General features: G+C 73.4%; 11 protein-coding genes and 2 riboswitches. Of the genes, 6 read left to right on the top strand and 5 right to left on the bottom strand.

The window, feature by feature from the left end:
* Positions 1–49: 49 nt before the first annotated feature.
* A complete protein-coding gene (locus M8C11_RS06575; protein ID WP_252449007.1) occupies positions 50–1273 on the bottom strand; it encodes a multidrug effflux MFS transporter in 1224 nt (407 codons plus the stop codon).
* 469 nt (positions 1274–1742) lie between these two features.
* Here M8C11_RS06575 and abc-f point away from each other — a divergent pair, with 469 nt between their 5' ends.
* The gene (gene abc-f / locus M8C11_RS06570) at positions 1743–3380 is read left to right on the top strand and encodes a ribosomal protection-like ABC-F family protein (protein WP_252448791.1); all 1638 of its coding nucleotides are present in this window, start codon (positions 1743–1745) and stop codon (positions 3378–3380) included.
* Positions 3381–3436: 56 nt separating this feature from the next.
* Here the strand turns inward: abc-f and M8C11_RS06565 are convergent, their stop codons facing one another.
* Positions 3437–4465: a sensor histidine kinase KdpD gene (locus tag M8C11_RS06565; protein ID WP_121684077.1), complete on the bottom strand. Its 1029-nt coding sequence runs from the start codon at positions 4463–4465 to the stop codon at positions 3437–3439.
* On the bottom strand, positions 4462–5160 hold the full coding sequence (locus tag M8C11_RS06560) for a response regulator transcription factor (RefSeq protein WP_252448790.1): 699 nt from the start codon (positions 5158–5160) through the stop codon (positions 4462–4464). The genes M8C11_RS06565 and M8C11_RS06560 overlap by 4 nt, the downstream gene beginning before the upstream one ends.
* Positions 5161–5261: 101 nt before the next feature.
* Here M8C11_RS06560 and M8C11_RS06555 point away from each other — a divergent pair, with 101 nt between their 5' ends.
* The 3 genes from M8C11_RS06555 (at position 5262) to M8C11_RS06545 (ending at position 7357) form a co-directional block, all read left to right on the top strand.
* Positions 5262–5849: a DM13 domain-containing protein gene (locus tag M8C11_RS06555; RefSeq protein WP_252448789.1), complete on the top strand. Its 588-nt coding sequence runs from the start codon at positions 5262–5264 to the stop codon at positions 5847–5849.
* A 30-nt stretch (positions 5850–5879) separates the two neighbouring features.
* Positions 5880–6087: riboswitch (cobalamin riboswitch) on the top strand.
* 130 nt (positions 6088–6217) lie between these two features.
* Positions 6218–6730, top strand: a complete 513-nt coding sequence (locus M8C11_RS06550; protein WP_120570330.1) for an acyl-CoA thioesterase — start codon at positions 6218–6220, stop codon at positions 6728–6730.
* 3 nt (positions 6731–6733) lie between these two features.
* Positions 6734–7357 (top strand): LysE family transporter, encoded by a 624-nt coding sequence (locus M8C11_RS06545; RefSeq protein ID WP_252448788.1) that lies wholly within the window; start codon positions 6734–6736, stop codon positions 7355–7357.
* A 64-nt stretch (positions 7358–7421) separates the two neighbouring features.
* Here the strand turns inward: M8C11_RS06545 and M8C11_RS06540 are convergent, their stop codons facing one another.
* On the bottom strand, positions 7422–8267 hold the full coding sequence (locus tag M8C11_RS06540) for a PrsW family intramembrane metalloprotease (RefSeq protein ID WP_252448787.1): 846 nt from the start codon (positions 8265–8267) through the stop codon (positions 7422–7424).
* 120 nt (positions 8268–8387) lie between these two features.
* Positions 8388–8604: riboswitch (cobalamin riboswitch) on the top strand.
* Positions 8605–8717: 113 nt separating this feature from the next.
* Between M8C11_RS06540 and M8C11_RS06535 the strand changes: the two genes are divergently transcribed.
* The gene (locus M8C11_RS06535) at positions 8718–11114 is read left to right on the top strand and encodes a ribonucleoside-diphosphate reductase subunit alpha (protein WP_374667312.1); all 2397 of its coding nucleotides are present in this window, start codon (positions 8718–8720) and stop codon (positions 11112–11114) included.
* Positions 11105–12133 carry a ribonucleotide-diphosphate reductase subunit beta gene (locus M8C11_RS06530; RefSeq protein WP_121684152.1) on the top strand — a complete coding sequence of 343 codons (1029 nt, stop codon included), beginning with the start codon at positions 11105–11107 and terminating at the stop codon, positions 12131–12133. Before M8C11_RS06535 ends, M8C11_RS06530 begins: the two co-directional genes overlap by 10 nt.
* Positions 12134–12154: 21 nt before the next feature.
* Here the strand turns inward: M8C11_RS06530 and M8C11_RS06525 are convergent, their stop codons facing one another.
* The gene (locus tag M8C11_RS06525; RefSeq protein ID WP_121684151.1) at positions 12155–13390 is read right to left on the bottom strand and encodes an MFS transporter; all 1236 of its coding nucleotides are present in this window, start codon (positions 13388–13390) and stop codon (positions 12155–12157) included.
* Positions 13391–13408 lie beyond the last annotated feature (18 nt).

The raw sequence follows: 13408 nt of genomic DNA, 5'->3' as shown, positions 1-13408 counted from the left end.
GCAGCAGCGTAGGCACCGCGCGCGCCCGGCGCGATCCGGGGCGGCCGGGTCAGTGCGCGACAGCGACCGCCGGCGCCGCCTCCAGGCCGGCGAGCTGGGACGGCCGGACGACGACCAGCAGCACCAGCAGTGCCGCCACCATCCCGCCGGCCACCACCAGGGCCATCGCCACCGCGCCGGTGCCGAGCACGCCCACCAGCGGCGCGGCCACCGCGCCCACGCCGAACTGCACCGCACCGAGCAGGGCGGACGCGGTGCCGGCGGCCTCGCCGTGGCGGGACAGCGCCAGCGCCGGGGCGTTCGGCATGGCCAGGCCCGCCGCCGCCAGCACCAGCCACAGCGACACGAGCAGGGCGGGCAGCCCACCGAAGCCGGTCGCGGCGAACACCACCAGGGCCAGCCCGGCCACCGTGCCCGCCGCCAGCGACGTCACCAGGATCCACTGCGACGGGTAGCGGCGCAGCAGCCGCACGTTGTACTGGGTGGCGCCGATCAGGCCCACCGCGCCCGCGCCGAACGCCAGGCCGAACTCCTGCTCGTCAAGCCCGTAGGTGTCCTGGAGGACGAACGACGACCCCGCGACGTACGCGAACAGCGCGGCCATGGCGAGCCCGGCGACCAGGACCAGGCCGACGAAGACCCGGTCCCGCAGCAGTCCGCCGTACGTCTTCACGGTCGCGACGACTCCGCCACGCTGGCGACGTGCGGGTGGGAGCGTCTCGGGCAGCGCGAGCGTGGCCAGCACGACGAGCAGCACCCCGAAGACGGCCAGGACCACGAAGACGCCGCGCCAGTCGGTCCACCGCAGCACGCCGCCGCCCAGCGTCGGGGCGAGGACCGGCGCCGCACCCATCACCAGCAGCAGCCGGGACAGCATCGTGGCGAACGCCGACCCGCTGAACAGGTCACGCACCACCGCCATCGCTACCACGGCGGTCGCGGCGACACCGAGGCCCTGCACGACGCGCAGGACGCCGAGGACGGCGACGTTCGGGGCGACCACGCACAGCGCCGACGCCAGGATGTGCAGCAGGAGACCGGCGATCAGCGGGCGGCGCCGCCCGACCGCGTCCGACAGCGGCCCGATCAGCAACTGCCCGATGGCGAGCCCGGCGAGCGTGCCGGTGAGCGTCAGCTGGACCGCCGCCGACGTGGTCGCGAAGTCGCTGACGATGGCGGGCAGCGCGGGCAGGTACATGTCGATGGTCAGCGGACCCACAGCGATCAGCGAGCCGAGGACCAGCACGAGCTTGAGCCGCTGACTGCGGCTCATCAGGTCGCCCGGGGTGGGCGTCGGGGTGGCATCGGTCTTCTGGGGCGTCCCGGCCCGGTCGGCGTGCGGCCGGGCGCGAGAGGGTGCGGCACTCACACCCTGAGTCAAATACGCCTCCGGTGATCACATTCCCGTCTCGGCGAGAGGTAACGCAGGTCACGCGCTGCTCGGTGTCACGTCCCGCGGACCTGGCGCGGTCCGCCGGTTCCGGCACGCCCGTGTGCGGGACCGCCCGGCGAGCGTCGTCGGTGCTACGGTGGAGCGGAGTGATCCAGTCCAGGACTGGCAAGCAGGGAGATCAGACATGGCGGGTGACGACGACATCTCCGGGTGAGCCCGGGCATGTGACAGACCACCGGCACGCGCGGATCAGCGCCGTTCGCCGTGGTCGCCTCGTCGTTCCCCAAGACCATGTCCCCCTGCCGGGCGGCTCCGGTCCGCCTGCCCTCACTCCGAGGTTGTCTTCCCGATGTCCCGTTCCTTCATCGTCTGCTCGAACCTGACCTTCTCCTGGCCGGACGACACCCCGGTCTTCCAGGACCTCTCCTTCACGCTCGGCGGCGGCCGTACGGGCCTGGTCGCGCCGAACGGCGCCGGCAAGAGCACGCTGCTCAAGCTGATCGCCGGTGAGCACCGGCCCACCGCCGGGTCGATCACCGTCGACGGCGTGCTGGGCTACCTCCCGCAGAGCCTGCCGCTGGCCGCCGACCTGACGGTGGCCGAGGTGCTGGAGATCGCCCCGCTGATCGCGGCGCTGCACGCCATCGAGGCCGGCGACGCCGACGAGAAGCACTTCACCACCATCGGCAGCGACTGGGACATCGAGGAACGCACCCGGGCCCAGCTCGACCGGCTCGGGCTCGGCGACCTCGCCTTCGACCGTCGCCTGGACACGCTCAGCGGTGGGCAGGTGGTCTCCCTCGGCCTGGCGGCGCAACTGCTCAAGCAGCCCGACGTGCTGCTGCTGGACGAGCCGACGAACAACCTCGACCTCGACGCCCGGCACCGGCTCTACGACGTGCTGGAGCAGTGGAACGGCTGCCTGCTGCTGGTCAGTCACGACCGGGCGCTGCTGGACCGGATGGAGCGCATCGCCGAACTCGACCGCGGTGAGGTGCGCTTCCACGGCGGGAACTTCACCTCGTACGAGGCGGCGGTGCGGGCCGCGCAGGAGGTGGCGGAGAAGAACGTCCGCAGCGCCGAACAGGAGCTCAAGCGGGAGAAGCGGGAGCTGCAGGAGGCCCGTGAGCGCGCCGCCCGGCGGGCCGGGAACGCCGCCCGCAACCTGAAGAACGCGGGCCTGGCGAGGATCGTCGCCGGCGGCCTGAAGCGGGACGCGCAGGTGGCCGCGGGCAAGGCGAACGAGATGCACTCCGGGCGGGTCGACGACGCCCGGGCCCGCCTCGACGAGGCCGAGCGGGCGCTGCGCAACGAGAAGACGATCACCGTGGAGCTGCCCGCCACCACCGTGCCGGCCGGACGCACGCTGCTGACCGCCGAACAGGTCCGGGTCCGGCACGGCGAGCGGTCGCTGTTCGCCGCCGACGGTGTCGACCTGACGATCCGTGGCCCGGAGCGGATCGCCCTGCTCGGCGGCAACGGCGCGGGCAAGTCGACGCTGCTGCGCCTGATCGACGGCGACCTGGAGCCCGAGAACGGCCGGATCACCCGCGCCGAGGGCCGGATCGCGTACCTGTCGCAGCGGCTGGACCTGCTGGACCTGGACCGTACCGTCGCGGAGAACCTCGCCGTGTTCGCGCCGCAGGCCCCCGACGCGCAGCGGATGAACCTGCTCGCCCGCTTCCTGTTCCGCGGCCCGCGCGCGCACCTGCCGGTGGGGGTGCTCTCCGGCGGTGAGCGGCTGCGCGCCACGCTCGCCTGCGTGCTCGGCGCCGAACCGGCGCCACAGCTCCTGCTGCTCGACGAGCCGACGAACAACCTCGACCTGGTCAGCGTCGGCCAGCTGGAGAGCGCGCTCAACGCCTACCGGGGCGCACTGCTGGTGGTGAGCCACGACGAGCGGTTCCTCGCCGCGATCAACGTCGGCCGCTGGCTGCGCCTGACCGAGGGACGCCTGGTGGAGACCGGTCCCCCGGACGCCGGCTGACCGGCCCGCCGCGCCCGCAGGCGGCGGCGACCCCGCCCGGTGGGCCGGGCGGGCGGTCAGACCGCCGGCAGGCGGACGACGAACCGGCACCCGCCGGTCACGTTGTGCGCGTGCACCCGCCCGCCGTGCGCCTCGACCAGTCCGCGCACGATCGCCAGGCCCAGACCGCCGCCGGCCGGCGCCGCCTCGTCGGCGCCGGCCGGTGCGGGGGTACGGGCCCGGGTGCCCCGGAACGCCACGTCGAACACCCGGGGCAGGTCCGCTTCGGGAATGCCGCCGCAGGTGTCGGAGACGGCGAGCCACGCGTCGTCGTCGTCCCGGCCGGCGTCGATGCGCACGGTGCCGTCCGGTGGCGTGTACCGAACGGAGTTGACCAACAGGTTCGTCACGACGCGGGCGAGTTCGGCCTCGGCGGCCCGGACGGTCGGCCAGCCGGTCTCCGGGGCGAGCACCCGGACCCGCCGGTCGGCGGCCAGCGGCGCGGTGGCGGCGATCGCGTCGGAGACCACGTCGCCGAGCGGGACCGGGGACAGCGCGGGCCGCAGCGCTCCGGCGTTGATCCGGGACAGCTCGAACAGGTCGTCGACCAGGCGGGTCATCCGGTCCGTCTCGACCCGGATCCGGCGGTGGTACTCGGCCACCGCCGCCGGCTCGTCGACCACCCGGTCCTCCAGTGCCTCCGCCATCGCCCGCAGCCCGGCCAGCGGCGTACGCAGGTCGTGCGAGACCCACGCGACCAGCTCGCGGCGGCCGGCCTCCAGCTGCCGTTCCCGCTGCCGGGCCTGGTCGGCCCAGACCGCCGCCTGCGCCAGCCGGCGGGCGAACGCCACCCCGACGGCCAGGCTGACCGCCGCGGACGCCGCGACCGTGACGAGGACGACCTGGAGGTCGTGCGCGGACAGGAACATGGCCTGGGCGACGGCCGTGACGCCCGCCGTCACCGAGGCGATGGTGACCGCGAGCAGCACCGCGATGTGCGCGAGGATCGACCGGTGGCGCACCAGCCGCAGCGCGCCGACGCCGAGCGCGCCGACGACCGCGCCGGCGAGGAGGGCGTAGAGCCCGATGACCAGCAGCTCGTTCACCGGGACGTGTCCGACGGCTCGTACCGGTAGCCGACGCCCCACACGGTGACGATGCGGCGGGGCTGCGCCGGGTGGTCCTCGATCTTCTCCCGCAACCGCCGGACGTGGACGGTGACAGTGGACTGGTCGCCGAACCGCCAGCCCCACACGCGGTCCAGCAGCTCGGCCCGCGACCAGGCGCGTCCCGGGTTCGCCAGCAGGAACGCGAGCAGGTCGAACTCCCGTACGGTCAGCGACAGCGGCTGCCCGCCGCGATCGGCGACGCGCCGGTCGGTGTCCGCGGTGAGGTCCCCGTCGCGCAGCACCCCGGTCGGTCCCCGGTCCTGCGGGGCGGCGCGCCGGAGCACCGACCTGATGCGCAGCACGAGTTCGCGCGGCGAGAACGGCTTGGTCACGTAGTCGTCCGCGCCGACCTCCAGCCCGGCGACCCGGTCGGCCTCGTCCCCGAGCGCGGTGAGCATGACCACGGGCAGGCCGGGCAGCCGGCGACGCAGCCGCCGGCACACCTCGATGCCGTCGAGGCCCGGCATCATCAGGTCGAGGACCACCAGGTCGGGTGGCTCCTCCTCGGCCGCGGCGAGCGCGTCCGGCCCGTCGAAGGACAGCCGGACCCGGCAGCCGTCCTGTTCCAGGTAGCGCCGGACGACGTCGCTCACCGTCCGGTCGTCGTCGACGACGAGCACGTAGCGCCCCATGGGCCAGACGCTACCCACCGGCGGCCCGGTGCGGCGGCCCGCGGTCGAGCCGTAAGCGGACGGAAAGATCTTTCCGCCGGGTCCGCGCCTACCGTCGGGGCATGGGCAGAAGACGTGTGGTGTTGTCGGTGCTCGCCGTCGTGGCCGTCACCGGCCTCGGGGTGAGCCTGTACCTGTTCCAGCCGTGGCGGCTGGTGACCGACCGCGAGGTGCGCGAGGCGCTGCCCACTGTGGCGGAGCCGCTGCCGGCCGGGACGACCGGCCCACCGGAGACCGGCACTGCCAGCTCGTCGCCGACCGGCGCACCGCCCGCCGACGTGGTCCTCGCCGCCGGTGACTTCGTCACCCACGAGCACGACACGTCCGGCCGGGCGCAGCTGGTCCGCCTCGCCGACGGCCGCCGGCAGCTTCTGCTGCGAGGACTGGACACCTCGGACGGACCGGACCTGCGGGTGTGGCTCACCGACCGGAAGGTGCTGCCCGGCCGGGCCGGCTGGCGGGTGTTCGACGACGGCCGCTGGGTCGAGCTGGGCCGGCTCAAGGGCAACGTCGGCGACCAGGCGTACGACATCCCGGCGACTGTGGACCTGGACGGTCTGCGCAGCGTGTCGATCTGGTGCAAGCGGTTCGCGGTGTCGTTCGGCGCGGCCCCGCTGGCCGCCGCCGTGACGGGATCGGCGCCGGCCTGACGCCTGTGCCGCCGGCCTCGGACGCTGGGCTACGCTGCGGGAAGCGCTGGTTCACCCGGTCGGCGACGGCCGGGTGTCGTAAGAGGGAACCCGGTGGGAATCCGGGACTGCCCCGCAGCGGTGAGTGGGAACGACAGCCGTCAACAGCACTGGGCCACGGCCTGGGAAGCGGCGGCCAGTAGGCGACCTCGTGTCACGCCCGCGAGTCCGAAGACCTGCCCGCGTCGCGCGTACCACCGGTGCGCGCCGCCGTCGACCTCGCGGGTGGGTCGGGCGGGTGACACGCCGTACGGTGCGCCGTCGGCGTGCCCTCGACGTGCACACCCCGGCCGGTCGGCGGTCCGCTTCTGCGAGGACGGAACCGCACAGTGCCCGACACCATCACGCTCACCGGCCGACCACCGTCGGCCTCGCACCTGACCCTGTCGCAGATCATGGACCAGCACCACACCAACCTGATGGGCACGGTCCACGGCGGGCGCATCCTCAACCTGATCGACTCCGTCGCCGGCGTGGTCGCCGCCCGCCACTCCGACGGACCGGCCGTCACCGCCGCGATCGACGAGACCGCGTTCCTGCGCGCGGTACGCGTCGGGGACGTGGTCCACGTGGACGCCCGGATCACCTGGGCCGGCCGCAGCTCGATGGAGGTGGCGGTGAAGGTCAGCGCGGACCGGTGGGACCGCGCGGTGCCGCCGGTCGACGTGGCCACCGCACACCTGGTGATGGTGGCGGTGGACGACGACGGGCAGCCCCGGCCGGTGCCGCCGCTGCGCGCCGAGACCGACGGTGACCGGCGGCGTTACCGGGAGGCGCAGATCCGGCGCGAACACCGGCTGGCGCTGCGCCGGGCGCTGCTCGACGGCGCCGGGGAGGGCTGAGCGGTGCTCGGACTGTCCGCGGCCACGCTCGCCGGTTACCTGGCCGCGATCGTGGTGCTCATGCTCACCCCGGGGCCGGACATGATGTTCGTGCTCGCGAACGCCACCCGGTACGGCCCGCGGGCCGGCGCGGTGGCCGCGCTCGGGGTCGCCGCCGGGGAGGCGGTGCACGTCGCCGCCGTGGTGGCCGGGCTCGCCACCGTCATCGCCGCGTCCCCGGTGCTGTTCACCGCGATCCGGTGGGCCGGTGCGGCGTACCTGATCGTGCTGGGCCTGCGGGCGCTGCGCGGCACGGGCCGGCCCGGCGCCCCGGCGGACCGGCCGGACGGCGGCGCCGGGCGGGCGTTCCGGCGCGGGCTGCTGACGAACCTGCTCAACCCGAAGATGATCCTGTTCAGCGTGGCGTTCCTGCCGCAGTTCGTCCGGCCCGAGGCGGGCCCGGTGGCGGCGCAGCTGGTGCTGCTCGGTGCGATGTTCGTCGCGGTGCAGCTCACCGTGGACCTGGCGCTCGGGGTGGGCGCCGGGCGGTTCGCCGGCCGATGGGGCGACAGCCGCTGGTCGCGGCGCGTCGACCGGCTCTGCGCTGTCGCCTTCGTCGCGCTCGGCGTCCGGCTGGCCGCCGGCTGAGACGCGTCGGGGGTCGGCGATGCCCGGGCCGGTTGATCGACTCCATCACGCCGAGGTGGCGGCATCAGAAGTGCTCCGACCCCGCCACCTCGGCGAACTGGCGATGATCATGAGGCCGGTCCCGGTTCGACGCCGGCGGCGTCCCGGACGCCGGCGGCCGCTCGCGGTCCAGGTGCAGGCGCAGCAGCACCCAGCCCAGTGACACGCCGCCGATGAACACGTACGCGGGCTGGGTGCCGAACGTGTCCCAGCAGGTGTGCAGCGTGACGGCGGCGGCGAAGGTGAGCAGGAACGCCGCGAGTCTGCGGCCGCCGGGCGCGGCGGCGAACGTGAACAGCGCGGCGGCGGTCAGCCCGGTCCACGCCAGGTGCGCGGCGGGCGCGGTGAGACCGCGTACCAGCAGCGTCCGCTCGACCGCGCCGAGGTTGCCCTCCGACCCGACGAACGCGGCGAACGCGTAGCCCATGGTCTCCAGCGCGGCGAACCCGGCGCCGGAGGCCACGCCGATCACCAGCCCCTGCGCCGGGGACGGGTGCCGCCGCCACAGCAGCAGGATGCCGGCCGGCACGATCAGCTTGGCGGTCTCCTCGGCCAGGCCGACGAGCGCCATCGGCAGGACACCGAGGCGGTGCAGTGTGCCGTACTCCAGCCAGCCGGCGGCGACCACGCCGATCACACCGCCGAGGAGCGCGGCGACGCCGACGACGGAGCCGGGGACCGGGCGGCGGGCCGGCCGTCCCTGGGCGAAGGCCAGGAACGTGGCGGGTGCGACGGACGCGCCGAGCACGATCAGCGCCGGTACGAACGTGACGGTCCCGGTGCCGGCGAGTGTCTCCAGCACCAGCAGGTGGAGCCCGACGCCGACGAGCAGGACCGCCACCCACGCCCAGCGGCGCCCGGTATTCCCCATACCGCCGAGTATCGCGCCCGCCGGGCCGCGCCCGAATCGGGGGTGGGCACTGTGGACGGTGAGATCATTCCGACACGCCGACACGACATCTGGTGTTGCACGCAAGCCCTCACCGCCATATATGGTGGTGCCGCAGCTGGTTCGGCCGAACCCTCCGGGGCGGGGCCGAGGCAAGAGGGAACCCGGTGGAAGTCCGGGACTGCCCCGCAGCGGTGAGTGGGAACGACAGCCGTCAACAGCACTGGGCCACCGGCCTGGGAAGCGACGGCCGGTAGGCGACCGGCGACCCCGGTCGGGCCCGCGAGTCCGAAGACCTGCCAGCGCGCCGTGCGCCTCCGGCGTACGGCGGTCGGAGGTCGCGCGGGACGACCGACGCCAGCAGCCGGGCCGGCCGTGCCGCGCCCGTTGGCGTCTCCCGCCGTCTCCAGACGGTGACAGCGAGGAGAGGTCATGACTGTCGTACAGGAGAGTCCCCCGTCCGGGACCGCCGGGTCCGAGGCCCGCCGCCCGGCGATGCGGGTACGCAAGCGGGACGGCGACACCGAGCCGGTGGACGTCAACAAGATCGTCCGGGCGGTCGAGCGCTGGGTCGCCGACCTGGACGAGGTGGACCCGCTGCGGGTGGCCACCAAGACGATAAGCGGGCTCTACGACGGGGCGACCACCGCCGAGCTGGACCGGTTGTCGATCCAGACCGCGGCGGAGCTGATCGGCGAGGAGCCGCAGTACTCGAAGCTGGCGGCGCGGCTGCTCGCCGCGTACGTGGACAAGGAGGTCCGCGGCCAGGGCGTGGCGAGCTTCAGCCAGTCGATCGCGTACGCGCACGGGCTGGGCCTGATCGGCGACGAGACGGCCGCGTTCGTGGCCCGGCACGCCCGCAAGCTCGACGACGCCGTGGACCCGGACGGCGACCTGCGGTTCGAGTACTTCGGACTGCGCACGGTGGCCGACCGCTACCTGCTGCGGCACCCGCAGACCCGGCTGGTGGTGGAGACGCCGCAGTACTGGCTGCTGCGGGTGGCCTGCGGGCTGTCCCGCACCCCTGGCGAGGCGGTCGGGTTCTACCGGCTGATGTCCAGTCTGGCCTACCTGCCCAGCTCCCCCACGCTGTTCAACTCCGGCACCCGGCACACCCAGATGTCGTCGTGCTTCCTGGTCGACTCGCCGCGCGACGAGCTGGACTCGATCTACGAGCGGTACCACCAGGTGGCGAAGCTGTCGAAGTTCTCCGGCGGCATCGGCATCGCCTGGTCGCGGGTGCGCGGCCGGGGCGCGCTGATCCGGGGCACCAACGGCCGGTCCAACGGCATCGTGCCGTTCCTCAAGACACTCGACGCCGGGGTGGCCGCGGTCAACCAGGGCGGCCGGCGCAAGGGCGCCGCCTGCGTCTACCTGGAGCCGTGGCACCCGGACGTGGAGGAGTTCCTGGAGCTGCGGGACAACACCGGCGAGGAGTCCCGGCGTACCCACAACCTCAACCTGGCCAACTGGATCCCGGACGAGTTCATGCGCCGGGTCGAGGCCGACGGCGAGTGGTCGCTCGTCGACCCGTCGGACGCCCCGGAGCTGCCCGACCTGTACGGCGAGGCGTTCGACGCCGCGTACCGGGCGGCCGAGAAGAACGCGGTCCGCACGGTGCGGGCCCGGGACCTGTACGGGCGGATGATGCGCACGCTCGCGCAGACCGGCAACGGCTGGATGACGTTCAAGGACGCCGCGAACCGGCTGTCCAACCAGACCGGTGAGCCGGGCAACGTGATCCACCTGTCCAACCTGTGCACCGAGATCCTGGAGGTGAACGACGACACCGAGACCGCCGTGTGCAACCTCGGCTCGGTGAACCTCGGCGCCCACGTCACCGCCGACGGCGTGGACTGGGAGCGGCTGCGCGCCACGGTACGCACGGCTGTGCTCTTCCTCGACCGGGTGATCGACATCAACTACTACCCGGCCGAGCAGGCGGCGGCGTCGAACCCGCGCTGGCGGCCGGTCGGGCTCGGGCTGATGGGGTTGCAGGACGCGTTCTTCACGCTGCGCCTGCCGTTCGACTCGGCCCAGGCCCGGGAGCTGTCCACCCGCGTGCAGGAGGAGATCCTGCTGACCGCGCTGGAGACCTCCGCCGGGCTGGCCGAGCAGTTCGGCCCGCATCCGGCGTACCCGCAGACCCGGGCCGCCAAGGGTGACCTGCACCCGGACCTGTGGGGCGCGGAGCCGGCGCAGACGCAGCGGTGGGCGGCGCTGCGCGAACGGATCGCCGCCCACGGGCTGCGCAACTCGCTGCTGGTGGCGATCGCGCCGACCGCCACCATCGCCTCCATCGCCGGCTGCTACGAGTGCGTCGAGCCGCAGGTGTCCAACCTGTTCAAGCGCGAGACCATGTCCGGGGAATTCCTCCAGGTCAACACGTACCTGGTGCGGGAGCTGAAGGCCCGCGGGCTGTGGACGCCGCAGGTCCGCGACCGGATCAAGCGGGCCGAGGGCTCGGTGCAGGACATCACCGAGCTGCCCGCGCCCGTGCGGGAGCTGTTCCGCACCGCCTGGGAGCTGCCGCAGCGGGCGCTGATCGACCTGGCCGCCGCGCGGGCGCCCTTCGTCGACCAGTCCCAGTCGCTGAACCTGTTCCTGAGCGCGCCGACCATCGGCAAGCTCTCCTCGATGTACCTGTACGCCTGGAAGGCCGGGCTGAAGACCACCTACTACCTGCGTTCCCGTCCCGCCACCCGCATCCAGCAGGCCACCGTCGCGCCGGTGCTCGCCCCGGTCTCCGGCGTGGTCTCCGCCGTGAGCGACGACGAGGCGCTGGCCTGTTCCCTGGAGAACCCCGAGAGCTGCGAGGCATGCCAGTGACCACCACCGCACCGACCCGGCACATGCTGCTCGACCCCGGCATGGACCTGACCCTGCGGCCGATGCGCTACCCGCGCTTCTTCGACCGGTTCAAGGACGCCATCAAGAACACCTGGACGGTCGAGGAGGTCGACCTGCACGGAGACCTCGCCGACCTGGCGAAGCTGTCCCCCGCCGAACGGCACCTGGTGTCGCGGCTGGTGGCGTTCTTCGCCACCGGCGACACCATCGTCGCCAACAACCTGGTGCTCAACCTCTACCAGCACGTCAACTCCCCCGAGGGCCGGCTCTACCTGTCCCGGCAGCTCTTCGAGGAGGCGGTGCACGTCCAGTTCTACCTGAACCTGCTGGACACGTACGTGCCGGACGAGAAGGAACGCTTCGCCGCGTTCGCCGCGGTGGAGAACATCCCGTCGATCGCCCGCAAGGCCGAGTTCTGCTTCCGGTGGATCGACTCGATCTTCGAGCTGCGGGAACTGCGGACCCGCGCGGACCGGCGGGCGTTCCTGCTCAACCTGATCTGCTTCGCCGCGTGCATCGAGGGGCTGTTCTTCTACGGCGCGTTCGCCTACGTCTACTTCCTGCGGTCCCGGGGCCTGCTCAACGGGCTGGCCTCCGGCACCAACTGGGTGTTCCGGGACGAGTCGATGCACATGGCGTTCGCCTTCGACGTGGTGGAGACCGTGCGCGCCGAGGAGCCGGACCTGTTCGACGGCGAGATGGAGCGGCAGGTCCGGGAGATGCTGGCCGAGGCGGTGGAGTGCGAGGTGAGCTTCGCCGAGGACCTGCTCGGGCAGGGCGTGCCCGGAATGTCCCTGGCCGACATGCGCGAGTACCTCCAGCACGTGGCCGACCGGCGCCTCGCCGTGCTCGGCATCGCCCCGATGTACGGCAGCGGCAACCCGTTCGCGTTCATGGAGTTGCAGGACGTGCAGGAGCTGTCCAACTTCTTCGAACGCCGGGTGTCGGCGTACCAGGTCGGGGTGACCGGCTCGGTCACCTTCGACGACGACTTCTGACCGCCGCCCCCGCCCCGGCCGTCACGGCCGGGGCGGGACCGGGCTCTCGCCGGGCAGCGCCGTCGCCCGGACCCGCCCGATCAACGCCACCACGGCGACCGCCATCACGGCCACCACCACGAACGCGCTGCGCAGGTCCAGCGCACCGGCGAGCAGGCCGATCACCGGCGCCGCCAGCAACGCGCCCGGCCACTGGCCCATGGCCACCACCGAGACGCCCTCACCCGAGGTGAGGCCGGGCTGCTCGCCGGCGAAGCCGAGCACCGTCGGGGTCACGCACGCCAGGCCGAAGCCGAGCAGTCCGAAGCCGGCCATCACCGCGGCCGGATGGGGGTACGCCACCGGCAGCGCCACGCCGGCGGTGGCGACGAGCGCCGACAGCCGGACGAAGCGGATCCGCCCGAACCGGCCGGCCAGCCGGTCGCCGAACAGCCGGGCCACGGTGGCGGCCAGCGACAGGCAGGTGTACGTGGCCGCGGCCAGCACCGCGGCGGCGCCGGCCACCTCGGTCGCGTACAGCGCGCTCCACTGTGCGCCGGCCATCTCGATGAACGAGGCGAGGAACGCGATCACCGCGAGCAGCAGCAGCTGCGGGGTGAACCGGTCGCGCAGCCGTCGCCGTTCCTCGCCGTCCTTCGTCTCCTGCCGGGGCGTGTCCGGCAGCCAGCGGTGCGTGCCGACCAGCAGCGCGCCCAGCAGGACGCTGGTGACCGCCATCTGCGCCGACGGGGACATCCCGATCGCCGCGGCGCCGGTGCCGCAGAGGCCGCCGGCCAGCATGCCGATGCTGAAGCCGGCGTGGAAGGTGGACAGGATGGGCCGCCCGTACCGCTTCTGCACCTCGACCGACTGGGCGTTCATCGGCGTGGCCAGCAGGTTCGCCGCGAAGCCCCAGACCGCGAGCCCGCCGACCAGCGCCACCACAGTGGTGGACGCGGCCAGCAGCGGCGCGTTGACCAGGATCAGCGCGGCCCCGGCCAGCGCCAGCCGGCGGGTGTTGATCCGGCTGATCAGCACCGCCACCACGACCAGGGAGACCAGCTCCCCGGCGTTCGTGGCGATGTTGGCCAGGCCCCAGCCGGTGTTGCCGACGCCGACCGCGTCCCGCACCTCCGGCACGCGGGCCGACCACCCGCCGATGGCCAGGCCCATGATGACGAAGAGCAGCGCCACCGACCAGCGGGCCCGTACGGCCGAGCGTGGCACCGGCGGCGCGGGCTGCTCCGTCGTGTGCTGGTTCGTCGAGGTGTCCGTCATGGTCGTCGTACCTCTCTC

Source organism: Micromonospora sp. CPM1, assembly GCF_023896895.1.
GTDB classification, from domain to species: Bacteria; Actinomycetota; Actinomycetes; order Mycobacteriales; family Micromonosporaceae; genus Micromonospora; species Micromonospora tulbaghiae.
This window is presented reverse-complemented; position numbering and strand designations above follow the sequence as displayed.